This window comes from Micromonospora arborensis, from assembly GCF_003205615.1.
GTDB lineage: Bacteria > Actinomycetota > Actinomycetes > Mycobacteriales > Micromonosporaceae > Micromonospora > Micromonospora arborensis.
In genome coordinates this window covers 157,511-179,602 of sequence record NZ_PYBV01000028.1, presented here as the reverse complement: position 1 = coordinate 179,602, position 22,092 = coordinate 157,511, and the positions used below count along the sequence as shown (strand labels likewise).

The window sequence follows — 22,092 nt, the reverse complement described above, 5'->3', positions numbered from 1 at the left end:
GGGGATGGGAAACGCCTGCAGCGTGCGAGGGAGGGAGGAACCCGGCGTCAGATGGAGCGTCGACAGGCGGCGCTGGCGACGCGCAGGAGGTCGATGTGACCCCGCTTCGTCAGGTGAACGCTTCGCACGAACCGATCTTGAACCGGGGTCCATCCACTGTCAACAGTTTCCGCACAGGTTCGGCCCCTCGGGCCAACACCCTCCCGACAGATGGGAACTAGTCGATCCCGGCGAGGTGGGCGGTGTCGTTCACCGTGCGAACGGCGACGCCGCCGTCGGGCCACATGTCGAGCACCGAGATGCCGGCCGCGTCCAGGAAGAGCCGATGCAGGAACCCGTCGCCGGCCGCGAGCGCGTCGCGCAGCACCAGCTTGATCGGCGAGACGTGCGAGACGACCACCACGGTCTCCCCGGGGTACGCGGTGAGGAGCCCCGCTGTGACGCGGTGGGCGCGTTCGGCGACGTGGGTGAACGACTCCCCGCCCGGCGGGGCGATCCGGGGCGAGGCGAGCCAGGCGTCCATCTCCCCCGGCCACTGCTGGCGCACCTCGGCGAAGGTGCGCCCCTCCCACTGGCCGAAGTCGCACTCGATCAGGTCGTCGTCGGTGCGGACCGGCACGTCACCGAGCGCCCCGGCGATCGCCGCCGCGGTGGACGTACACCGGGACAGCGGTGAGCTGAGCACGGCCGCGACGGACGGGGCCAGCGCGGCCACCCGGGCGCCGGTGGCGCGGGCCTGGGCCCGGCCAGTCTCGGAGAGCGGCACGTCGCCACGGCCGGAGTAGCGCCGCTGCTCGGTGTACTCGGTCTCGCCGTGCCGGACCAGGATCAGCCGGGTGGCGGTGAAGCTCGGCCGCGGCTCCCACGAGGCCGGCGCGGTCGCCGGGTCGCTGCCCGTCGCGGGCGTCGCCGGAGGTGGGCCCGTCGTCGGGGTCCGCGCGGGTCGGCCAGCGGCGGCGTCCATGGCGGCGTTTGCGAGCGCGTCGGCGTGCCGGTTCTGCTCGCGCGGGATCCAGCTGAACCGGACCGCGGTGAACCGGCCCACCAGCACGGCGGCCTGCGCGGCGAGGGGCCGCAGGCCGGGGTGCTTGATCTGCCACCGGCCGCACATCTGCTCGACCACCAGCTTGGAGTCCATCCGGACGTCCACCTCGGCGGCACCCAACTCGGCGGCGGCGGTCAACCCGGCGATCAGCCCCTGGTACTCGGCGACGTTGTTGGTCGCCGTGCCGAGCGACTCGGAGCGCTCGGCGAGCACCTCCCCGGTCTCCGGGTCGCGCACCACCGCGCCGTAACCGGCGGGGCCGGGGTTGCCCCGGGACCCGCCGTCGGCCTCGATGGCGACCACGCGCGGCGCCACGACCTACAGACCCGACTCGTTGGTGCGGACCATGATCCGCCGGCAGTCCTCGCAGCGGACCACGTCGTCCGGGGCGGCCTTGCGGATCCGGGCCAGGTCGGCACCGGAGAGCTCCAACCGGCATCCACCGCAGCGCCCCGCGGTGAGCAGTGCGGCACCCAACCCGGTGTCCTCGCGGATCTTGTCGTAGAGGTTGACCAGGTCGCTCGGGAGGTCGGCGGCGAGCGGCTGACGGGCCCCCCGCTTGAACTCCTCCTCCTTGGCGATCTCGGCCATCGCGTCGTCACGGCGCTGCTCGGTGGCGGCCCGCTTGTCCCGGGTGTCGGCCAACCGCTGCTCCACGCCGTCCAGTACGCCCTGCGCGGTCTCCCGCTGCTCCATCAGCTCCAGTTCGGCGTCCTCCAGGTCACCCTGGCGCCGGTTCAGCGAGACCAGCTCGTGCTGCAGCGCCTCCAGCTCGCGGGCCGGGCCGGTGCCGGCCGCCAACCGGTTCTGGTCCTTCTCCTTGCGGGCCCGGACCTGCTCGACGTCCTTCTCCAGCCGGGCGATGTCCCGGTCCAGGTCGTCGACGGCCACCTGGGCGCGGACCCGCTCGTCCTCCAACGACGACAACTCCCGGGCCAGCGACTCCAACTCGGCCCGCTCGGGCAGCGACCGCCGGCGGTGGGCGAGCTGGGCGAGGTTGGTGTCGATCGCCTGGAGGTCGAGCAGGCGGCGCTGCACCTGAGGGTCAGCCTTCACGGTCGGGCTCCTTGTCGTCCACAGCGGGTGCGGCGGCATGCACGGTCCACGGGTCGGTGTCCAGGTCGGACACCAGCGTCTCGACGCCCAGTGCCTCCCGTAGGAGGGCGGCCAGGTCGTCCAGCCACGGTCGTTCGGTCGCCCAGTGGGCGGCGTCGATCAGGGCGGGACCATCGGCGGCGAGGTGCTCGCCGGCCGGGTGGTGCCGCAGGTCGGCGGTGAGGAACGCGTCCACCCCGGCGGCGGTCGCGGCGCCGAGGAAGCTGTCCCCCGACCCGCCGCTGACGGCGAGGGTACGAACCATACGCCCGGGATCCCCCGCGGCGCGAACTCCCCAGGACGTGACGGGGAGCACGGCGGCGGCGTGCCGGGTCAACTCGGCGAGCGTCATCGGCTGGGGCAGCTCGCCGATCCGGCCGAAACCCCGGTCGTCGCCGTGGGCGGGCGAGCCGGGCGCGGGCCGCTGCAGTGGGCGCAGCCCGGTCAGCCCGAACCGGGCGGCGAGGGCGTCGGAGACGCCCGGGGCGGCCACGTCAGCGTTGGTGTGCGCCGCGTAGAGGGCCACCCCGGCCCGGATCAGCTGGTGGATGAGCCGCCCCTTGAAGGTCGTCGGAGCGACCGACGAGACCCCACGCAGCAGCAGCGGGTGATGCGCGACGATCATGTCGACGTCGGCGGCCAGCGCCTCCGCGACCGTCTCGGGGACCACGTCGACCACACAGAGCACCCGGCGGACCGGGGCGGCCGGCTCGCCGAGCACCAGGCCCACCCGGTCCCACTCCTCGGCCCAGGCCGGCGGATAGCGCCGTTCCAGCTCGGCCACCACGTCGGTGACCGTGGGGTCGGATCCGCTTGTGCTCACGGCGGGCCAGCTTACCGGCGCGGGGGCGGCCCAGCGGTGACGCCCGGCCCGGCCGCGCCGAGCGGAAGGCCCGCCGTGAGCGCTACGCGGCGCTCACGGCGACGGCCTGCAGCGCGGCCAGCGGCATCCCCCACGGGAAGGCGTGCAGGTGCTGCTCCCCCGTGCCCGGCGGGTGCAGGGCGATCACGTGCTCACCGAAGAGCACCGTGACGCCCCACTCGGCCAGTCGCGCCACCCCGGCCCGAAACGCCGGGTGGGTGGCCATCGCGGCGTTGGTGTACGGCACCGCGACGACGGGGACGCCCTTGCCCTGCGCCTCGACCAGCAGGCCGAGCGCGAGGGTGTCGGTGATCCCGGCCGCCCACTTGTTGACCGTGTTGACGGTGGCCGGGCAGACGATCATGGCGTCGGCGGGCGGCAACACGTCCGGGTCACCGGGATTCTTGTAGTGCGTCCGCACCGGGTGGCCGGTCTGCCGAATCAGGGCCGACTGGTCGACGAACTTCGCGCCGTCCGGCGTGGTGACCACGCAGACGTCCCAACCGTCCTGTTGGGCAAGGTCGACCAGACGACCGACGTGCCGTGCCAGCGGCGAGCCGCAGGCGATGACGTAGAGCACCTCGCGGTGCCCGCTGTTACGCGGTGAACCGGCCATCAAACCGGCTCCGCGCTCATACCCCTACTCCCATGTGCTCAGCCAACTCCGCTACCGGAGAAGGCGGCGCACCACGTGTGCGACGTAGGACGTCCGACATCACCTCGTGCGCGATCGGCCGGCAGCGGATCTCCGACGGGGCGAGCCGATCACCGAGCAGGAGCATCTCGCCGGCGTTCGCCACATCGCCCAGTTGGGCGTACCCGCGGGCGATGTCGAGCAGGTGGTGGGCGCGGCGTTCGGGCAGCAGCGCGTTGAAGGCGGGCTCCGCGATGCGTAGCTGGTGCACCTCCACCGCCCGCCCCCCGTCGCCCAGCTCCACGGCGGCGGCGGCCCGGTGCAGTTCGACGTTGGTCGGGCCGAACGACGTCCAGTAGTGGTTGTAGTCGCCACCGAGCAGGGTGGCGGCCTCCTCCGCACAGTTGATCAGATCGTCGACGCTCGCCGAGTCGCCGATGCGGGACGCGGCCATCGCGCCCTGGAGCAGCAGCATCCCGTAGACGGAGAGCCGGGCCGGGGAGACCTCGTTGCTCCCGCCCGGTGCCAGCCGGTTGGCGATCTGCACGTTCAGCTCGAGCGCGGGGCGAGCCCGACCCATCGCGACCAGGGCGTTGCACACCCGGGTGGTGGCGATGCCGGCCAGCAGCGGGTCGTCGGCCCGCTGTGCCACCGCCATCGACCGGTCCGCGGCCAACCAGGCGAGCTCGCACTCACCGAGCTTGCGCAGCACCGAGGAGGCGATCTGGTAGACCTGCCCGAGCAGGTGAGCCGCCTCGGCGGCCTGCTCACCGCCGTAGGCGGCATCGGCCGCCTGGGCGTCGCGCAGCAGCTTGGGCAGCGCCCGGGTGAGCATTCCGTAGCGGCCGTACTGGTAGGTGAGCCAGGCGTGGTTGACGGCCTTGCGCATGTCGTCCAGCGGCGGCGGGCACGGCACCGCGTCGAAGTACGCGCTCATCGAGTCGTAGCGTTCCAGCGCCGCCCGGATCTCCTGCACCTCGATCTGGTCGATGCAGTTCAACGCGTCGGTGCGGCGCTCCGGGTCCTTGCCCATGAGGAGCTGCACGTCCACCTGGAGGATGTCGGCGATCTCGTAGAGGACGGAGAACTTGTCCAACCGGCGGACGCCGCGTTCGACCTTGTCCACCCAACTCTTCGACTTGCCCAGTCGGTCGGCGAAGACCTGCTGCGACATCTTGCGTCGGCCCCGCCAGTAGGCAACTCGCCGTCCTATGGGTAGCTCGTCCATCTCCCCATCCTCCCCTGCCGCCGGCGACCGATCGAGTCGCGGCGATGTTCGCGGGTGCGGCGACTTCCGTTCATCTCCAGGTTTTCCCTGGTCGCACACGATGTACGTCAGCCGTACAGCCAGTCCTCGTAGTTTTCGTGCAAGTTGCACGGGCCGTTCGTCAACCTCAACGATCGTGGGTTACGGCAGTGACGGTGCTCGACATGCGACCTGGCGATCGCCGGGCCCGACGAGGGGAGATGGCACACATGTGGGGGAACGTCGTACCGCGCGTCGCCGAACTGTCGCCGCTGGAACGGGTCCGGCTGCGCCGGGTCGCCATGCGATACGCCGCACACGGGTGGGAGGTCACGCCAGGGGCCTGTTTGGCCCGCAGCCGCTTCGTCTGCGGCCGGGCCGGCTGTCCCACCGTGGGCTGCCACCCCGCCCTGGAGAACTGGGAGCTGGCGGCCAGCGCCGACCCGTCCCGGGTGGCCACCTGGTGGCGCAACCGCCCACACGGGGTGCTGCTGCCCACCGGCCGGGCCTTCGACGTGCTGGAGGTCCCCGCCCACCTGGGCCGGCACGTGCTCGACGCGGTGCAGACCCACCCGGCCGGCACCGGCGTACGCGGGCCGGTGCTGGTCACCCCCACCGGGCGGTGGATGTTCCTGGTCCGCCCCGGCGATCCGCTCCGGCCGGAGTTGGAGCACTGCTTCCACGTGGTCCGGCACGGGCCGGGCTCGTGGATCCCCGCGCCGCCCACCCGGCTGCCGGAGGGGACGGTCCGCTGGGCGGTCGCCCCCGAGCAGGCCCGTTGGCAGCTTCCGGACTCGTACCTCGTGCAGAACACGTTGATCGGGGCGCTGCGCGCCAGCGGGGTGACGCTCGCACCCGACCTGCTCCCCGGTCACCTGCCGCTGCCCCGACGAGGCAGGTGAGACAGGCCCGGTCGGCGATTCCATCCGGTGCCCGACAGCGTCGCCGGGGCGTCGGTCCTCGTTGACAGGAAGACGGCGCGAACCCGCGCCACGAACGGGGGAACGATGTCCACGGACGACAGGACGCCTCATCCCGGCGGCACCGAACCGCCCCGGCCCAGCCATCCACGGCACCGCTGGGCCGGCACCCGGCCGTCTGGCTCGCGTCCGGGCCGCCCACGCCCCACCGGCACCCGCCCGGCCGGCACCAACCGCCCGCTGCGCTAGTCGACCAGCGGGAACGCTGGCGGAGCTAGTCGACCAGCGGGGACGCCGGCGGAGCTAGTCGACCAGCGGGGACGTCGGCGGAGTGGTACTGCCGGCCGTCGTCGGTGACGACCGCGTGGCCGTGCCCGTCGAGGCGGTCCAACCAGCCGAGACCGGCGACCCCCATGGCCAGGGCGGCGGTGGCGTACGCGTCGGCCACCCCGAGGTCGGTGCCGACCACGGTCACCGAGCGCAACCCGCTGGCCGGTGCGCCCCGGCGCGGGTCCAGCACGTGCCGGCCCCGCTCGTAGACGCCGGACGTGGCCACGGCCAGGTCGGTCCCGGTGAGCACCAGGCAGGTCGCCATCGCGTCCCACGGGTGCCGGATGCCGATGCGCCACGGCGCTCCGGACGGCGCGAGGCCGCGCACGCGCACGTCACCGCCGGCGTTCACACAGTGGTTCGCGGCACCGGCGGCGAGCAGGCGATCCGAGGCGACCTGGGCCGCCCAGCCCTTGACGAAGCCGGACGGGTCGAGCCGTCCGGTGGCGTACGCGTCGAAGAACCCGTCGGTGTCGCCCCACAGGTCGGCGCAGGCCTCCAGCACGAACCGCAGTTCCGCCGACGCCTCGGAGAGCAGCACCTCGCCCCGGTCGAAGCGGCACACCTCGCTGTCCGGCCGGTACGTGCTGAACCGGGCGTCCACCTCCCGCATCCAGGCGAAGACCTCGTCGGCCAACTCGTTCAGCGTCGCCGCGGGCAGGTCGTCGGCGAGGTCCAGGGTGATCGCCGTACCCATGATCTGTTCGACCCGGCACAGCCCGCGTCGGGTCATCGCCGCCGGCACGTCAGAACGCCTGCTCGATCGCGCCGCGCAGCGACTGCTTGTAGGAGTTGCTGGTCTCGGTGGCGCCGGAGACGGTGTTGACGTTGGCGCTCTGCTTCTGCACCACCTCGCCGCCGGTGCCGTCGTACCTGCCGCTGACGTCGTCGCTGTGGATGTCGGACTCACCCCCGCTGGGTAGGGACAGCGCGACAGCGTCGACGATCCGGTTACCGGAGACCACGATCTGCACCTGCACGTACCCGTACTCGTTGTCCACGCCCGGCCCGGTGACCCGGCGGTTGGTCGGCTGCGGCGCCTTCGTGGTGGTCCGCGGCGCGCTGGGAGCCTTCGTGGTGGTGCGGGTGCCGGCCGGCCGGGCGGTGATCTTGCTGGGTTTGGGCGACGACGGCGTGCCGGGAGCCACCGACGGCGTCGGCGCCCCGGCCACCGGTTCGACGGGCGGGTCGGCGCTCGGGTCGACATCCTGCGGGGTGGGGTTGACCGGCTGGGCGCTCGGCAGGTTCTGGGCGACCTGGGTGGCGCCCGGGGAGCCCTTGAACACCACCAGCGCGGTGGTGCTGGCGGCCAGGCCGGTGATCGCGAGCAACGCGCGACGCATGGGATGCCCTTCCTACAACTCGAACGTGGCCAGGTGGATCTGCCGTCGGGGCACGCCGGCCCGGCGCAGCGCGCGTACCGACTGATCCACCAGCCCGGGTGGCCCGCACAGGTAGACGTCGCGCCGGGCCACGTCGGGTACCAGTTGACGCAACCCGTCCGGGCTCATGAGCTGACGGGGGCCGGGGTCGTCGCGGGAGCCGATGACGTACCAGACCGAGGTGTCGCGCTCCTGAGCCAGCCAGTCCAGCTCACGGCTGAGCAGCACGTCGGCGGGGGTACGGGCCCGGTAGATCAGGGCGGCGCCCGGCGGCAACTCCTCCAGCATGGCCCGGATCGGCGTGATGCCGCTGCCACCCGCGATCAGCAGGGCCCGCTCGCGGACCCGGTGCGCGGCGGTGAAGGTGCCCGACGGACCCGCCGCCCAGACCCGGGTGCCCGGCTCCAGGTCGCGCAGGTCCGCGGTGTGCGCGCCGACGACCTTGACGGTGAGCCGCAACCAGCGACCGTTCCCGGCGGCGGAGACGGAGAACGGGTGCGACTGCCACCAGCAGCCCCGGGCGAGGAAGCGCCAGCGGAAGTACTGGCCGCCGAGCATCGTCAGCCGGCCGAGCCGCTCACCGGTGAGGTAGATCGAGATGGTGTCCGGGCTCTCGGCGACGACGTCGGCGACCTGCAGCCGGTAGCGCAGGTTGAACGCCAGCGGCGCGAGCACCCGACCCCAGAGCAGGGCGGCGACCACCAGCAGGTAGAGCGCGATCCAGCCGGTGCGGACCGGTCCCGGCTTGTACAACTGCGCACCGTGGGTGAACTGGTGACCGAAGCCGAGCAGCAGGATCAGGTAGCTGGACAGGTGCAGCAGGTGCCACAGCTCGTAGGGCAGCGCCCGCCGGATCCCCCGGATGCTGCTGAACCCGACCAACATCATGATGCCGGTGGCGACGAACGCCGAGACCATGTCCTCGTAGTCACCGAGCAGCGTGCCGACCTCGGCGAGAATCGACTGGTTACGCAGGTCCGCGTAGCCGACGAGGATCAGCGACAGGTGTGCCAGCACGGCGACCAGCAGGGTGGCGCCGACGTCGCGATGCCAGCGGGCCACCTGCTCGCCGCCGATCCACCGTTCCAGCACCGGCAGCCGGCTCATCATCAGCACCTGCACCAGCAGCAGGTAGCCGGCGATCAGGCCGCTGATCCGGCCCGCCGCGGTGACGGTGGCCGCGGTGCTCCGCAACGAACCGGCGGGGGTGCCCAGCCACCACGGCAGCACGCTGGCGAGCAGACCGACAAGGAGCAGCACGCCCAGCAGCCGCCGGCCGCCGGGTCCGCGCCGGGCCGGGATCTGCAGGGGTACGGGGGCAGCCGATCGGCCGCCGTGCCGGGACGAGGCCCCGGTACGACGGCCGGCGGCGTGGGTGTGCGAACGCGTCACGCGTACAACTTCATCGGGGCGTACTTCTGGCGGGGGAAGACCTTGTCGACCTCCGCGTTGGTGAGACCGAACCGGCCCTGCGCCACCGCGCCGTAGATGTTGAACATGTTGTTGTTCTCCGGCACGTCACCGGAGTCCAGCTTGTCCAGACCGTTCCAGTTGCCGAGCACCGAGCCGGCCAGCTTCTTGCCGGAGAGCAGGGTGACCACCCCGCCGTGCCCGTGGTCGGTGCCTCCGCTGTTGGAGCCGACCCGACGGCCGAACTCACTGGACACCATGATCGTCACGTCGGCGGCCTGCGGGCCCAGGTCGGTGAAGAAGGCGGCCATCGCGCTGGCCAGCTCGTTCAAGCGGCGGTGCAGTTGGCCGCCCGCGGTGGTGCCCTGGTTCTCGTGTGTGTCGTAACCGCCCATGCCGACGGTGGCGACCCGCACGTTGGCACCACCCTTGATCAACTGGGCGAGTTGCTTGAAGGCGTTGCCGACGCCCTCGTACGTGACACCCTCGACCGGCTGGTACGGCTTGGCGGCCAACCGCTGGGCGGTGGCCAGGGCGCCCATGCCCTCCTGCACAGCCTCCTCGACCGGGTGGTTGATCCCGGTGAAGAGCCCCTTGATGGCCTTCTCGGTGGCGGCCCGGAAGCGCTCGTCGCCGTTGAGGCGCAGCGACCCGACGTTGTTCAGCGACAGCGCGCCGTTGTTGCCCACCAGCGAGCGGGGCAGCGTGCTGCCGATGCCGACGCTGCGGAACGCGGTGCCCTTGCCCAGGTTGTCGACCAGACCGTCCAGCCAACCCCGGCCGCCGGTCTCGTTGGGCAACCCGCCCAGGTTGCAGGCGTCGGCGGCCTGGAAGTGGCTACGCGACAGCCGCTCGTCGGAGGCCGCCGGGATGAAGCCCAACTGTCCGGCCGTGAGCCACTTCTCCAGCGGCTTGAACGCGCTGGTCAGCTTGAAGCCGCGGTCCAGGGCCAGCGAGTCGTTGCCGAGCAGCAGATCGGGACGGGCCTTGGCGAGCACGGCGTCGTTGTCCGGCGCGATCAGGCTCAGCCCGTCCAGCCCCCCGTAGAGGAAGACGTGGATCAGGGTGCCGGTCTTGGTCGCCGCGAACGACGCCGACGTGGTGACGAACTGCGCGGTGGCCAGCGCGGTCGCGGTGGCCGCGGCACCGACGACGAACGTCCGCCGGGTGACGCCACGACCGTCCTGCTGGGCCTCCTCCAGGTCCTCCAGCGTGCGGTAACGGTCGAACTCGGCGGCGTTCTCGGCGGCGACGATGTCCGCCTCGGCACGCAGCAACGCCTCGGCCGGGTTGTCGGCCAGCCGCCGCACGTCGGGGCATTCGGGGTGCAGGGGGAAAGAGTTGTACACAGTCTTCTCCATCGGGTGCCTCACCGGAGGTGGTGCTGGGGGGAAGCGAGGATCGCCCGCGCGACGGCGGTGATGGCCCCGTTGAACGTGGCGTCGACCTTGGCGGTCGCCGGCACGCCGGCCACGCCGAGAATCAGGTTCTTCTCCCGCGTGCTCAGCTTCTGACCCACCAGCCGCGCAGAGAGTGCGTCCACGTACGCCCCGGCGGTGGCCGGCGGCTTGGCGACCAGCTTCTCCGGAGCCGTGTACGTGAAGGTGGTGCGGTAGCCGGCGAGGATCTCGCCCGCCTCGTTCCAGCCGTTGACCATGGTGCCGGCCGACGTCCACGCGACGTAGACGTCCGGGTAACCGTCCGGGGTGGGCTGACCCATCGGGAAGTGGCCCAGCTCGCGCAGCTTGTCGTGGATCTGCCGCAGGCCCCGGGCGTACGGGGTGCGCTTGTTGTCGCCGTTGTTGTGCTTCGGTGACGCTTCCGGCGAGACGCCCAGGACGCGGTACGTGGCGACCAGGTACTCCATCGGTCGACGCACCTTCTGGCCCACCGCGGCCCAGAACTCGGTGGAGCAGAACAGCGCCATCAGCACCGGCTTGATCAGGCCGTTGTTGGTGGTGTAGATCTTGGCCAGCCGGTCCACCAGGGACTTCGGCGGGGTGTCCGAGACGAACCGCGTCGCCAGGCTCTGCGCGACGTACTTCGCGGTCGACGGGTGCTTCGCGAGGTAGGTGATGTACGCGTCGATCGCGGCGTCGGCCTTCTTCGGGTCCGCCGAGTTGTTCGCGTGGGTGAAGCCGAGGATCTTCACCTTGCCGACGTAGTGCTGCTCGGGCTTGAAGACGTACTTGCCGTCCCGGTCGATGCCGCGGCCGGTCTGCAGCATGGCCGCCTGCCGGACGTCCTGCTCCTCGTAACCACCGTCGACGCCGACCGAGTAGAGCTCGAGGTTCTCCCGGGCGAGGTTCTCGTTGATCGCGTCCTTGCGGGAGTCCTTCTGGTTCAGGTAGATCAGCAGCGCGGGGTGCTTGTTCGCGGCGACCAGCATCTCCGGGTAGCTGCCCAGCGCGTGCTTGCGCACGACGTCCTGGTCGAACGAGTTGCGGTAGACCTCGCCGCCGTCGAAGTCGGCGGCGACGTGCAGGAAGTCGTTCCAGAAGTCGACCATCACCTCGAACAGCTGACGGTTGGACCAGATCTGCCGGGCGACGGTGGCGTCGACCATCTCTCGCTCCGGCTGGGCGCCCTGATCGTTGAGCTGGTCGCGCTGGGCGCGCAACTGCTGCGCGTCGAGCTTCAGGGTGGGCAGCTCGGTGAGCTTCAGCTCGGCCTTGCTCGGCTCGATCTTCTCCGGGGCGAGCTGTGCGCGGATCCAGGCGTCGATGCCCTGATTCTTGATGTCGGCGATCACCGCGGGCGTCGGCCCGAAGGTGGCACGTCGGGCCAGGTGCAGGATCGGGTCCTTGGCCAGCACGGTCTTGACGGTCACCTGGGTCGCCGCCGCGGCGGCGGCCGGACCGGACAGGGTCCGTCCACCGGTCGGCGTGTTCTTCTTCAGCGCCTCGCCGGCGCGGGAGCCCATGTAGCTCTCGTTCTGCTCGGTGTACGTGCGTACCGTGCTGGGCTGCTGGCCGCTGGGCCGCGCCGCGGTGCCGTCGGTCACCGTGCTGCCGGTCGCGTCGCCGGCCACGGCCTCGTCGCCGAACAGGCCGCGGAGCTGCGGGGTCATGGCGAGCGCCGCGCCTCCGGCGACGACGGCAGCGGTGCCGCCGAGGGCGACCATGGCCTTGCGCCGGCCGACCTTGCGACCGGACTCGTCGTCATCGTCCAGGGTGGGCAGTCCGGTGCCGACCGGACGGCCGAGCCCCTCCGGGCCGACCCACTGTGGGCCGCGCGGGGCGGGGGCGGGGTGTCCGGCGTGCGCGTACCCGTCGCCGTACTGCTCGCGCGGGTCGGCCTGCGCCGGGTAGCCGCCCTGGTAGGGGTGGGCCGAGTCGTACCCGTAGGGCGTGGACGCGTGGGGGTCGCCGTAGCCGTCCGCGCTGTGGTGCTGGCGTCCGTCCCAACCGCGGTCGTCCCGTGGTCGACGTGGTGGCACATTCTGGTCGGCCATGTACCAATCCCGATTTCTGATGAGCGCCGAAAGCTGCGACCGGGCAGGTGCGGCAGGTGCGGCGACTGTTGCCTGAGGGGGTTGCTACGGCAAGGTAGCCAAGGCCCCAGGTGCCTTCAAGGTGGGCTGAACGCCCTCGTGGGGGCACTTAAGACAGCGCTCAGCGCGACCTCGGGGAGGGGCGGTGGGCCGGAGGCGTCGGGGGACCTTCCCAGCAGGGCGTACGCACGGCAGCCGGGTACGGATCGGACCACGACGCCGTACGCGACACTTTCCGCGTCGTTCCGCACCACAGGCAAAGTTAAGGTTCGGGTAAGCCGGACATGAGGTGCCCTCGCGTCGAGGAAAAGTAGCGGCAGCAGGCGAGCGTGAGCCGCCACCGCAGCGGGTATGCCGCCGAACCGCTGAACGCGTGAGGGGAAGGCAGCGCCATGCTCAGCAAAGAGGATCAGCGCAGGTTCGACCAGATCACCCGTCAGCTCCGGGAGAGTGACCCGGCCTTCTTCGCCCGGCTGGACCACCGGGTCCGGGCCCGGAGGGGCCGCTACCTGATGTTGTTGACCATCGTGCTGTGGGCGTCGCTACCGGCGATAGCCGTGTTCGCCGGTCGGCTGACCGGTGCGATCTGCGCGGTGGTGCTGGTGGCCAACGCGGCGATCATGTGGCGGTTCCGCCGCCGCTGGACGTGACGACTCACCGGTCGGCCGGGCCGAACGCCCGGTACGCGCGGCGCAACCGTTCGAGCAGTCCCGGCCCGCCGATGGCCGGCGCTGGCGCTCCCAACTGGCGCAGCAGCAGGTCGGGGCCGGTCACCAGTCGGGGCGGGCGATCGGGCAGCGGCACCGGCGGCAACCAGAACCGGTCCGCCGACTCGGCCAGCGGGGTCGCCGACAGCCCGGCGAGCGCACGGGCCGCACCGAGCGGCGCCGCAACGACCACTCCGGACGCCGCGTCGTCCGGTTCGGACGGTGCGGCGACCGGGGCAGGTGGCGACGCGGCACCGGTGGCCTCGACCCGCCGGGCACGAAGTTCGTCGAGCAGCTCGGCGCGGGATCGGCCGCGCCAGTGCAGCAGCTCGAACGGGTCCGCGTCGAACGCCTCGGCCAGCAGGTAGAACGTCGCCGCCAGGTGCTTGCACGGCACCGCGAAGTCGGGGCAGTTGCACCGCTGGGTCAGCTCGTCCACCCCGGCCGGAAAGAGCGGCGCGCCGGCGGCGACGAACAGCTCCTCCAACTCGTCGGGAAGGTCCCCGGCGAGCAGTCGGGCACTGAAGAACGCCTGCCCGGCCAACTCCGCCTCGATCCGGGACCAGAGCGCGGCCGGGAACGGCTGCAGTGCGATGGACACCTGGTACGGCTGCGGCCGAGAACCCTGCACCACCGCGCTGACCCGTCCGGGTGCGATGTCGAGCGTGAGCACCTGACCGGCCCGCGCGTACGACCGGCCCCGGGTCAGCCGGGTGCCGAGCGCGAACGACTCCAGCACCTCCAGGAAACGCCGGGACCACCAGGACCGGCCGATCGCGCCCCGGGCGCTGCGCGCCCGCAGCCCCCCGTCGACCTTGCGGGGACGGCCGTAGTCGGCGAAACGGTCGGTGCTCATCACTCGACCACCGCGCCGGCCTCCAGGGCGAACAGGTCCCGCAACTGGCCGGTGGACAACTCGGTGATCCACTGCTCGCCGGTGCCGACCACCCGCTCGGCCAGGCTGCGCTTCTCGGCGATCATCGCGGCCACCTTCTCCTCCACCGTGCCGGCGCAGACGAACTTGCGGACCTGCACCCGTCGGCTCTGCCCGATCCGGAACGCCCGGTCGGTGGCCTGGTCCTCCACCGCCGGGTTCCACCAGCGGTCCACGTGCACCACGTGGTTCGCGGCGGTCAGGGTGAGCCCGGTGCCACCGGCCTTGAGGGAGAGGACGAACAGCGGCGGACCCTCCGCCGACTGGAAGCGCTGCACCATCGCGTCCCGCTCGGCCTTGCCGACGCCGCCGTGCAGGAACAGCACCTCCCGGCCGAACCGCGCCGACAGGTGACCGCGCAGCATCGCGCCGAACTCGGCGTACTGCGTGAACAGCAGAGCCCGCTCCCCCGCCGCCAGCACCTCCTCCACGATCTCGGTCAGGCGGGCCAGCTTGCCGGACCGGCCCTCCAGCGACGAGCCGTCGCGCAGCAGTTGAGCCGGGTGGTTGCAGACCTGCTTGAGCCGGGTCATGGTGGCCAGCACCAGACCGCGTCGTTCGATGCCGTCGCTGGTCTCGATCCGGGCCAGCATGTCGTCGACCACCACCCGGTACAGGGCGGCCTGCTCGGCGGTGAGGTTGCAGAGCACCTCCATCTCGAGCTTCTCCGGCAGGTCCGAGATGATCGACGAGTCGGTCTTGAGTCGGCGCAACACGAACGGGCCGGTGATCCGGCGTAACCGCTCGGCGGCCTCGGCGTCGCCATGCCGTTCGATCGGCTCGGCGAACCGTTTACGGAACGTCGCAGCCGGCCCCAGCAGGCCCGGGTTGGCGAACTGCATGATCGACCAGAGGTCGGCGAGTCGGTTCTCCACCGGCGTACCGGTCACCGCCACCCGCTGCCGGGCGGGCAGCGCGCGGACCGCCTCGGCCTGCCGGGTCGACGCGTTCTTGATCGCCTGCGCCTCGTCCACCACCACCCGGTGCCAGTCGATGCCGGCCAGGTCGGCGGCATCGCGGGCGGCCACCGAGTAGGTGGTGAGGACCAGGTCCGCGCCGTGCGCGGCCGCCGTGAACTCCGCCCCCCGCGCCCGCTCCGCACCATGGTGTACGTGCACCCGCAACCCCGGGGTGAACCGCGCTGCCTCCCGCTGCCAGTTGCCGACCAGCGACATCGGACAGACCAGCAGGGTCGGCCCGGCCTCTGCCGGGTCCCCGGCGAGCAGCGCGAGCAACTGCACCGTCTTGCCCAACCCCATGTCGTCGGCGAGCACACCACCCAGGCCGAGCGAGCGCAGGAAGGCCAGCCAGGCCAACCCCCGCCGCTGGTACGGCCGCAGCGTCCCCCGGAAGCCCGGCGGCGGGTCCAGCGGGGTGAGCCGTCGCTCGACCGCACCGGCGAGCAGATCCCCCAACGCCCCGTCGGCGGTCACCTCCAGCACCGGCAGCGCCCCGGTGGCGTCGCCGTCGGCCAGCCCGAGGCGGAGCAGGTCGACGACTGTCAACTCACCCGTGGAGCGGAGCAGGCGCAGGCCGGCGGCGAGCCGCCCCGGATCCAGCTCGACCCACCGGCCGCGTAGGCGCACCAGCGGGGTCTTCATCTCGGCCAGCGTGGCCAACTCCTCGGCGGACAGCGGCTGGTCGCCGAGCGCGATCTCCCAGCGGTAGTCGACCAGGGCGTCCAGACCGACACCGGCGTCGGTGCCACCCACCGTGCCCGGCGCGGTACGGCTGCGGGCCCGCAACCGGGCGCCGAGCCGCGCCGACGGACGCTGCCACCAGGAGGGCAGCAGCACCCCGAAACCGGCCGCGTGCAGCACCGGAGCACCCTCGCTGAGGAACCGGTGTGCTCCCTCGACGTCCAGTTGCATCGCCTCCGGGGCGGCGGTACGCAGCGCAGCGTCCAGGTCCGGCCAGAGCCGGCTGGCCCGCCCCAGCTCGGCGAGCAGCGTCTCCTGCACGCTGGCCGTACGGCCGGCCAGGCCGGAGAGCGTCTGCGGCGCCCGCCAGACCTGCCCGGCGTCGACGTGCAGACCGGGTTCGTCAGCCGCCTGCAACCCGAATTCGAGCCGCCAACGCCCGCCACCGACCGACCCGACCGGCACCAGCTCGGTGTCGGTCTGAGGCTCGGTGTCGGTCTGGGGCTCGGTGTCGCCCGGTGGTTTGGGGTCGACCGGCACCGGGCGGGTGGCCAGGATCGGCTCGGTGACCTCGTCGGGGGCTGGTTCCACCAAGCGGAAACTGGCCCGTACCGGGCCGCCAGCTGCGTCGCGCTGCCAGGCGTCCAGTTCGGCGCGAAGGGTGGCCAGCGCGGCCGGGTCGACGGTGAAGTCGCGCTGGGGGCCGGCGAGGGCGGCCAACCAGGCCGGTGCCGGGCCACCGGGCCGCAGCCCTCGGGCCAGCGTGGTGGTCGCCAGAGCAGCCCGCGCGGCGGCGTCGGTCAGCGCGTCGAGCGCATCCGCGACCAGCGCGGCGGCGGTCAACTCGGCCCGGCCCGCCCCGGTGGTCGCTGAGGCGGTAGCCGCTGACGCGGTAGTCGCTGAGGCGGCGGCAGCCGGGACGGTAGTCGGGGTGGACTGCACCGCACCGGCAACCGGCGCGATGGCGGCGGCTCGGGCGGCCGGTGGCAGGGCCAGCGCGAGCGCCCGCGCCCAGCCGGCGTCGGTGCCGGTCAGCAGCGGACGCCAGACCGCCCGCGCCGACGCCGTTTCGGCAGCGCCCGCCGGCACCGTGGCCGCAGCGCCCGACCGCGCCGTGGCCGCAGCGCCCGCCGGCACCGTGGCCGCAGCGCCCGCCGGCACCGTGGCCGCAGCGCCCGACCGCGCCGTGGCCGCAGCGCCCGCCGGCGCCGGTTCGGCAGCGCCCGACCGCGCCGTGGCCGCAGCGCCCGCCGGCGCCGTGACGGCAGCGCCCGACCGCGCCGTGGCCGCAGCGCCCGCCGGCGCCGGTTCGGCAGCGCCGGGCAGCCGGGGAGCCGCGGTCGTGCTGACGCCGGGGAGCACGCGGCCACGGGTCACCAGGTCGGCGGCGAAGTCAGCCAACTCGGCGAGGTGACGCAGGGTCGCCCCGGCCACTGCCGGGAGTTCTTCGGAGTTGCGCAGCAGCGACAGCGCGTCGTCCGGGGCGTACACCAGCACGGGCACCCGCCACCCGGCCAGGGTGAGCCGGCCGCGGGCCGGGGGTGCGACGGCGGTCCGGATCAGCTCGGGTGAGTCGGTCGGCGTGCCCGCCCGGGTGGGCAGGGTGAGCAGCACGGTGTCCGGGCGGGCCGGTTCGGCGGCGTCGGCGAGGACGGCGGCCAGGTCGGCGTGCCCGGCGGCGAAGGGATGCGGGCGTTCCCGGGGCGGCCGGCCTGGACGAGCCGGCGGGGGCGGCGCGGCGCTGTCCTCGGCCCAGACGGCGAGGCCGGCGGTCGAGCCGTCGCCGGGCAGCCACAGCCCGTGGATGACCAGCACCTGCTCCCCCTCGTCGCCGCCCGCGCCCAGGATAGGCGGCCCTGACGGGCAACAACCCGCGCCCACCAACCAACACGCCCCGCCCGCGCGGACACTCGACGCGATCTTGCAGTTGGTGTCGGCGTTTTCGGCGGGATGTGCCTTATGCCGGAACAGAAAGTGCAAGATCGCGCATGCAGGAGGGAGGGCGGGAGGGCGGGCGGTGCCTTCGTGGCTGGGTCGATCAGAACGCGCCCGAGTCGCCGTCGGTCAGCTCCCGCAGGATGTCGGCGTGACCGGCGTGCCGAGCCGTCTCCTCGATCATGTGCACCAGGATCCAGCGCAGCGACACCTCGCCGAGCTGCGGGTGCGGCACCACGTGGTCGAGGTCGAAGCTCGCGGCGGCGGCGCGGGACCGCGCGCAGGCCCGCTCGTACGCCTCGGTGAGCCCGACGATGGTGTCCTGCTCGCCGAGCGTGAAGCTCGCCACCGCGTCCTCCTCCGAGGTCAGGTAGACGTCGCCGGGCTCGGGGGCCAGCAGGGTCGGAAACCAGTTCCGCTCGACCAGGGTCAGGTGCTTGACCAGCCCGGCGAGCGTGGTCGCCGAGGGCACCAGCCGCCGGCCGGCGTCGGCGTCGGAGAGGCCGCGCAGCTTGCGCAGCAGCACCGCGCGGTGGAAGTCGAGGAACGACTCCAGCACGGCGCGTTCGTCACCGGTGCGCGCGAGCACCGGCCCCAGCGTCGGATCGATCGTCTGCTCCATCTGCCGACCCTAGCCACGGGACGGGTCTCCCGCTGCCCCGCTATCCGCTGCGGGCGGGCGGCCCGACGGGCAGGATGGGCGCATGGCTTCATCCGTGCAGATCCTCCTCGTCGGCGGCACGGCGGACGGGCAGACCATCACCGTCGAACTGGACAGCAACGGCCGCCCACCGCTGACCCACCATCACCTCGGCCCGGGTGGACTCGCCGAGGCGCAGATCTACGAGTTGGAGACCGCCCGTGAAGAGGCCCGCGAGTGGCACTACCGGTGGACCGGCCCCGCGGTGTGAGCGCCCGCTCAGACCCGGGTGAGGGCCTGGCTGCGCAGGCCTTCCAACACGCCACGGGTGACCTCCGAGGTGCCCCGCGCCTGCTCGCACACCTCCGCCACCCGCCGGGCGGTGGCCTCGGCACGTTGCTCCCGCTCGTCCCACAGCCGGTCGACCTCGGCCAGTAGCGGCCCCTCCACCTCCCGCTCCACACCGCGCAGCGCCGGCACGCCGAGCCGCTGGGCCAGGTCGAAGACCTTGCCGGCGTACGGCAGGGGCAGGAACGGTGTGCCGACCATCGCCGCGAAGATCAGAAAGTGCAGGCGCATGCCCACGGCCAAATCGAAGTGGCGCATCAGCCCGAGTACCTGCTGCGGGGTGTAGGTGCCGTGCAGAATTCGACCCCGATCGGCGGCGACCATGTGTGAGAGCACCCCGTGGGCGTGCCGGATGTCGTCGCGTTCCATCGGCACGAACAGCACGTACGCGTCGATCCGGTGCACCAGGAAGTCACCGATCTGGGCCAGCAGCCGGTGGTAACCATCCACGTCCAGCCGTTCGGCGGCCCGCCCCGGCTCCCGCACGCTGATCCCCACCAGCCGCTTACCGACCGGCACACCCTCCTCGGCCAGCAGGTGCGCCGGGAAGTCCTCCGGCTGCAACAGGAACGCCGGGTCCGCGGTGACCGTGATCGGGTTGAGCAGGCCGGCCTCCTCCAGCACCATCCGGGACTCCTGGTCCCGAACCGTCACCTGGGTCGCGCCGGAGAGAGTCTCGCGGACCATGCCGGTGTCCACCGCGTCGCTGAGCGGCCCAACCCCCACCGCGTACGTGATCAGGGGCAGGCCACGCTCCTGGGCGACCCGGACGACCCGCAGGTAACGGCGGGCCTCCCGGTCGTAGAGGATGCCGCCGCCGCCCAGGATGAGCAGGTCGAGCTGGGCGAGGACCAGGGCGGAGTCGGTGCGGCTGACGCCCTCCCAGGGCACGGCCTCGACGTCCGGGTGGGCAGCCCTGGTGTGCTCCGGGTTGCGGGAGAAGACGATGATCCGGGCATTCGGCTCCTGCGTGCGCAGATCGGTGAGCAGGCCGGTGAGGATCGCCTCGTCGCCGAGGTTTCGCCCACCGTACGAGCCGAGCACACCGATGGTCAGTCCGGCACCGTGCGTCATCCGTCGCTCCTCCCCAGGTGCGGTCCGCGCCGGTTTCCCGCTGGGCAGGTGAACAACCCTGCGCGGGGACCCGGCCGGGTCGCGCTCGGTTGGGCGGGTTCCGCCTCGATGAGCGGAATCATCCGGCGTGTGCGCCCACGGCCCCGCGCCGCCGGGATCGAAGCCATGGGCCGACGCGCGCTGGCCATCCAGGCCGACGGCGTCGACCCGACCGCCGTACGGGGTGCGGTCGACCGGGCGGCCGCCGACCTGGGTCGGCTGGACATCCTGGTGAACAACGCGGCCGTCTTCCTGGTCGGCGCCGTGATCAACGTGGACGGCGGTTTCACCAGCTGAGGAGTCCGGGCGGCGTCGCCACCACATCCGGCGCCGCCCGGCCTCAACCATCTCCCGGGTGGGAGGCGTTTCTCCTGGGCGAGGGGGTGGGCATGGTCGAGTCGTTCCACGAATTCGTGGTGCACCGTTCTCCGGCTCTCTGCCGGACCGCGTACCTGCTCACCGGTGACCACCAGCTCGCCGAGGATCTGGTGCAGACCGCCCTGGCCCGCACCTACCGGCACTGGCGGCGCGTCCGCGACGGCAACCCCGAGGCGTACGTGCGGCGGGTCATGTACCACCAGCAGGTCTCCTGGTGGCGACGCCGTCGACTCGTCGAGCGGCTGGAGGCCGAGCTCACCGAACGGGCCGACACGGATCACAGCGAGGCCACGACGCTGCGGCTGTCGCTGGACGCGGCGCTGCGCCAGCTCACCCCACGGCAACGGGCGGTTATCGTGCTGCGCTACTACGAGGACCTGACCGAGGCCCAGGTCGCCGATGCGCTGGGCTGCACCCTCGGCACCGTCAAACGACACGGCCACGACGGCCTGCGCCGGCTGCGAGCGGTCGCTCCGGAGCTGGTCGACGCCACCGCGGAGAGGAGCACCCGATGACCGCCCGACTCCGCGAGGCGCTCCGGTCCACCGCTGAGGGCGTGCCGGCCTACCCGGTGTACGAGCGGGCCCTCGCCACCGCCCGCCGCGACCGTCGGCGTCGGCTGACCGCCGCAACCGGGGCGCTTCTGGTGCTCGTGGTGGCCGGGGTGGCGCTGCCGTTGGCGCGTACCCCCGCACCCGGGCCGGCCGCCACCGCGGACGCCACACTGCCCGACCGGGTCGGTCTGCCCCCGATCGGTACGCTGCACGTCACCGACCGCCCACGGCTGGGTCCGGCGTCGGTCATCTTCGATGGTCCGGCACCGCGTCTGCACGGGTGGAACGACATCAACGTCGTCGGCGTGGTCGACGCGGACTCCGACAGCTACCGGATCATGCGGATGGGCGGGGAGTCGTTGGCGGGCGAGTCGGTCCACCTCTCCCCGGACGGTCGGTACCTGGCCCGGCCGGACGGAGACCAGGACGATCCGCGCGTCGACGTCATCGACCTGGTCACCGGCCGGACCCAGCGGCTGACGTCGACCGTCGACCGTAGTGTGTCGAGCTCACCGGTCGGCTGGTCCGCCGACGGCGGGTCGCTGGTGGTCCGCGACGACGTGCCGGTCACGTTCGAGGGGGCCACCTACACCACGGTGCTGAGCGCGGTGACAGTTGGCGAAAAGCGATGGACCAGGCTGGCCGCCACCGCCGAGGAGGCGCACGTCGGCTCGGTTGTCGCCGCCGCGCCGGGCCGGCTCGCCTACCAGTACGGCCGCACGGTCGCGGTGACCGACCTGGACGGCCGGGAGCAGTCCTCGTTCGCCCTGCCCGACGAGACCTGGCTGGCCGGCAAGGGTGCGTGGCGTCCCGACGGCGCCGCGCTGACCCTGGCCACCCGCCGTTCCGAGACCGACGAGTGGACCCTGCGCCAGGTCGATCCCACCACCGGACGAGACGTCGGGCCACTGCGCCTGCCCGCGGTGTCCGGGGTCGTCGCCATCCGGCTGCTCGGCTGGGCGCCGGACGGGTCGGCGCTCGTGGCGGCCTACGAACCGGACCCGCTCGCCCCCGACCCACCGCTGGAGGAGCAGACGGACCCGCCGGCCACGAGCGACCAGCAGGTGCACACCGTGCGGGTGCTGGCCCTGACACCCGGCGCGACCGCGCCGCGAACCGTGCTGACCGCACCGGACCAGGTGGTCGCCGTCGACGTCGCCGACCAGGTGATCCGCAGTGGACGCATCCGGGACGCGCGACCACCCGGCGGGGTGGGTGGCCGGTTCTGGCTCTGGTCCGGTCTCCTCACGGTGCTGGTCACCGTGAGCATGCTGTACGTGGGTCGCCAGCGGATCGCGCTGTGGCTCGATGATCGGCGGGTCAAGCGGGCATGTCGACCAGCCCGGCCAGGGCGGCAGCGGCCAACGTGGACAGCGAGGTGATCAGCGCGACGGTGACGGTGTCCTGCACCCGCTTGCGTGGTTCG

At 72.6% G+C, this 22,092-nt stretch carries 20 protein-coding genes and 2 pseudogenes; 6 read left to right on the top strand and 16 right to left on the bottom strand.

The window, feature by feature from the left end:
* Positions 1-47: 47 nt before the first annotated feature.
* From C7C45_RS35885 to C7C45_RS22555, 6 genes are all read right to left on the bottom strand, one after another.
* Positions 48-128, bottom strand: a complete 81-nt coding sequence (locus C7C45_RS35885; RefSeq protein WP_350874228.1) for a putative leader peptide — start codon at positions 126-128, stop codon at positions 48-50.
* An 89-nt stretch (positions 129-217) separates the two neighbouring features.
* The gene (locus tag C7C45_RS22575) at positions 218-1,360 is read right to left on the bottom strand and encodes a bifunctional RNase H/acid phosphatase (RefSeq protein ID WP_110565681.1); all 1,143 of its coding nucleotides are present in this window, start codon (positions 1,358-1,360) and stop codon (positions 218-220) included.
* Between the two features lie 3 nt (positions 1,361-1,363).
* Complete coding sequence (locus tag C7C45_RS22570; protein WP_110565680.1) at positions 1,364-2,101, bottom strand: zinc ribbon domain-containing protein; 738 nt, start codon at positions 2,099-2,101, stop codon at positions 1,364-1,366.
* The gene (locus C7C45_RS22565) at positions 2,091-2,927 is read right to left on the bottom strand and encodes a Nif3-like dinuclear metal center hexameric protein (protein ID WP_425271163.1); all 837 of its coding nucleotides are present in this window, start codon (positions 2,925-2,927) and stop codon (positions 2,091-2,093) included. Before C7C45_RS22565 ends, C7C45_RS22570 begins: the two co-directional genes overlap by 11 nt.
* A 118-nt stretch (positions 2,928-3,045) precedes the next feature.
* Positions 3,046-3,618 (bottom strand): flavoprotein, encoded by a 573-nt coding sequence (locus C7C45_RS22560; RefSeq protein ID WP_110565678.1) that lies wholly within the window; start codon positions 3,616-3,618, stop codon positions 3,046-3,048.
* 16 nt (positions 3,619-3,634) lie between these two features.
* Entirely contained in the window at positions 3,635-4,864 is a 1,230-nt protein-coding gene (locus C7C45_RS22555) for a helix-turn-helix domain-containing protein (RefSeq protein WP_110565677.1), read from the bottom strand.
* A 248-nt stretch (positions 4,865-5,112) separates the two neighbouring features.
* Between C7C45_RS22555 and C7C45_RS22550 the strand changes: the two genes are divergently transcribed.
* Entirely contained in the window at positions 5,113-5,784 is a 672-nt protein-coding gene (locus C7C45_RS22550) for a bifunctional DNA primase/polymerase (RefSeq protein WP_110565676.1), read from the top strand.
* 292 nt (positions 5,785-6,076) lie between these two features.
* Here C7C45_RS22550 and C7C45_RS22545 read toward each other — a convergent pair whose 3' ends face one another.
* From C7C45_RS22545 to C7C45_RS22525, 5 genes are read right to left on the bottom strand one after another with little or no spacing between them, the layout of a single operon-like run.
* Positions 6,077-6,829, bottom strand: coding sequence for an FAD:protein FMN transferase (locus tag C7C45_RS22545; protein ID WP_110565773.1), 753 nt, complete (start codon positions 6,827-6,829; stop codon positions 6,077-6,079).
* Between the two features lie 49 nt (positions 6,830-6,878).
* A complete protein-coding gene (locus tag C7C45_RS22540; RefSeq protein ID WP_110565675.1) occupies positions 6,879-7,475 on the bottom strand; it encodes an FMN-binding protein in 597 nt (198 codons plus the stop codon).
* A gap of 12 nt (positions 7,476-7,487) precedes the next feature.
* The gene (locus tag C7C45_RS22535; RefSeq protein ID WP_110565674.1) at positions 7,488-8,906 is read right to left on the bottom strand and encodes a ferredoxin reductase family protein; all 1,419 of its coding nucleotides are present in this window, start codon (positions 8,904-8,906) and stop codon (positions 7,488-7,490) included.
* Positions 8,903-10,285, bottom strand: coding sequence for a DUF1501 domain-containing protein (locus tag C7C45_RS22530; RefSeq protein ID WP_110565772.1), 1,383 nt, complete (start codon positions 10,283-10,285; stop codon positions 8,903-8,905). Before C7C45_RS22530 ends, C7C45_RS22535 begins: the two co-directional genes overlap by 4 nt.
* A gap of 8 nt (positions 10,286-10,293) precedes the next feature.
* Positions 10,294-12,378: a DUF1800 domain-containing protein gene (locus tag C7C45_RS22525; protein ID WP_110565673.1), complete on the bottom strand. Its 2,085-nt coding sequence runs from the start codon at positions 12,376-12,378 to the stop codon at positions 10,294-10,296.
* Positions 12,379-12,809: 431 nt separating this feature from the next.
* Here C7C45_RS22525 and C7C45_RS22520 point away from each other — a divergent pair, with 431 nt between their 5' ends.
* Positions 12,810-13,067: a DUF3040 domain-containing protein gene (locus C7C45_RS22520; protein WP_110565672.1), complete on the top strand. Its 258-nt coding sequence runs from the start codon at positions 12,810-12,812 to the stop codon at positions 13,065-13,067.
* A 4-nt stretch (positions 13,068-13,071) separates the two neighbouring features.
* Here the strand turns inward: C7C45_RS22520 and C7C45_RS22515 are convergent, their stop codons facing one another.
* From C7C45_RS22515 to C7C45_RS22505, 4 genes and pseudogenes are all read right to left on the bottom strand, one after another.
* On the bottom strand, positions 13,072-13,980 hold the full coding sequence (locus C7C45_RS22515) for an SWIM zinc finger family protein (RefSeq protein ID WP_110565671.1): 909 nt from the start codon (positions 13,978-13,980) through the stop codon (positions 13,072-13,074).
* Positions 13,980-16,148 (bottom strand): annotated as a pseudogene (locus tag C7C45_RS22510) (DEAD/DEAH box helicase); the annotation flags it as partial. The pseudogene C7C45_RS22510 and the gene C7C45_RS22515, both read right to left, overlap by 1 nt.
* A 122-nt stretch (positions 16,149-16,270) precedes the next feature.
* Positions 16,271-17,513: pseudogene (locus C7C45_RS36020) on the bottom strand (hypothetical protein); the annotation flags it as partial.
* Between the two features lie 223 nt (positions 17,514-17,736).
* Positions 17,737-18,255, bottom strand: coding sequence for a DinB family protein (locus C7C45_RS22505; RefSeq protein WP_110565669.1), 519 nt, complete (start codon positions 18,253-18,255; stop codon positions 17,737-17,739).
* 82 nt (positions 18,256-18,337) lie between these two features.
* Here C7C45_RS22505 and C7C45_RS22500 point away from each other — a divergent pair, with 82 nt between their 5' ends.
* A complete protein-coding gene (locus C7C45_RS22500) occupies positions 18,338-18,544 on the top strand; it encodes a hypothetical protein (protein WP_110565668.1) in 207 nt (68 codons plus the stop codon).
* 8 nt (positions 18,545-18,552) lie between these two features.
* On the opposite strand, the gene C7C45_RS22495 is transcribed toward C7C45_RS22500, so the two are convergent.
* On the bottom strand, positions 18,553-19,695 hold the full coding sequence (locus C7C45_RS22495) for a polysaccharide pyruvyl transferase family protein (RefSeq protein WP_110565667.1): 1,143 nt from the start codon (positions 19,693-19,695) through the stop codon (positions 18,553-18,555).
* A gap of 108 nt (positions 19,696-19,803) precedes the next feature.
* Between C7C45_RS22495 and C7C45_RS22490 the strand changes: the two genes are divergently transcribed.
* The 3 genes from C7C45_RS22490 (at position 19,804) to C7C45_RS22480 (ending at position 22,048) form a co-directional block, all read left to right on the top strand.
* On the top strand, positions 19,804-20,031 hold the full coding sequence (locus C7C45_RS22490) for an SDR family NAD(P)-dependent oxidoreductase (RefSeq protein ID WP_425271158.1): 228 nt from the start codon (positions 19,804-19,806) through the stop codon (positions 20,029-20,031).
* A gap of 92 nt (positions 20,032-20,123) precedes the next feature.
* Complete coding sequence (locus C7C45_RS22485) at positions 20,124-20,627, top strand: SigE family RNA polymerase sigma factor (RefSeq protein WP_110565666.1); 504 nt, start codon at positions 20,124-20,126, stop codon at positions 20,625-20,627.
* A complete protein-coding gene (locus C7C45_RS22480) occupies positions 20,624-22,048 on the top strand; it encodes a hypothetical protein (RefSeq protein ID WP_110565665.1) in 1,425 nt (474 codons plus the stop codon). The genes C7C45_RS22485 and C7C45_RS22480 overlap by 4 nt, the downstream gene beginning before the upstream one ends.
* Positions 22,049-22,092 lie beyond the last annotated feature (44 nt).

Bases quoted from the DNA above. Each gene is read 5' to 3' on its own strand.
- C7C45_RS22560 (WP_110565678.1), bottom strand. From the start codon at position 3,618: ATGGCCGGTTCACCGCGTAACAGCGGGCACCGCGAGGTGCTCTACGTC.
- C7C45_RS22555 (WP_110565677.1), bottom strand. From the start codon at position 4,864: ATGGACGAGCTACCCATAGGACGGCGAGTTGCCTACTGGCGGGGCCGA.
- C7C45_RS22550 (WP_110565676.1), top strand. From the start codon at position 5,113: ATGTGGGGGAACGTCGTACCGCGCGTCGCCGAACTGTCGCCGCTGGAA.
- C7C45_RS22545 (WP_110565773.1), bottom strand. From the start codon at position 6,829: ATGGGTACGGCGATCACCCTGGACCTCGCCGACGACCTGCCCGCGGCG.
- C7C45_RS22540 (WP_110565675.1), bottom strand. From the start codon at position 7,475: ATGCGTCGCGCGTTGCTCGCGATCACCGGCCTGGCCGCCAGCACCACC.
- C7C45_RS22530 (WP_110565772.1), bottom strand. From the start codon at position 10,285: ATGGAGAAGACTGTGTACAACTCTTTCCCCCTGCACCCCGAATGCCCC.
- C7C45_RS22525 (WP_110565673.1), bottom strand. From the start codon at position 12,378: ATGGCCGACCAGAATGTGCCACCACGTCGACCACGGGACGACCGCGGT.
- C7C45_RS22520 (WP_110565672.1), top strand. From the start codon at position 12,810: ATGCTCAGCAAAGAGGATCAGCGCAGGTTCGACCAGATCACCCGTCAG.
- C7C45_RS22515 (WP_110565671.1), bottom strand. From the start codon at position 13,980: ATGAGCACCGACCGTTTCGCCGACTACGGCCGTCCCCGCAAGGTCGAC.
- C7C45_RS22505 (WP_110565669.1), bottom strand. From the start codon at position 18,255: ATGGAGCAGACGATCGATCCGACGCTGGGGCCGGTGCTCGCGCGCACC.
- C7C45_RS22500 (WP_110565668.1), top strand. From the start codon at position 18,338: ATGGCTTCATCCGTGCAGATCCTCCTCGTCGGCGGCACGGCGGACGGG.
- C7C45_RS22495 (WP_110565667.1), bottom strand. From the start codon at position 19,695: ATGACGCACGGTGCCGGACTGACCATCGGTGTGCTCGGCTCGTACGGT.
- C7C45_RS22490 (WP_425271158.1), top strand. From the start codon at position 19,804: ATGAGCGGAATCATCCGGCGTGTGCGCCCACGGCCCCGCGCCGCCGGG.
- C7C45_RS22485 (WP_110565666.1), top strand. From the start codon at position 20,124: ATGGTCGAGTCGTTCCACGAATTCGTGGTGCACCGTTCTCCGGCTCTC.
- C7C45_RS22480 (WP_110565665.1), top strand. From the start codon at position 20,624: ATGACCGCCCGACTCCGCGAGGCGCTCCGGTCCACCGCTGAGGGCGTG.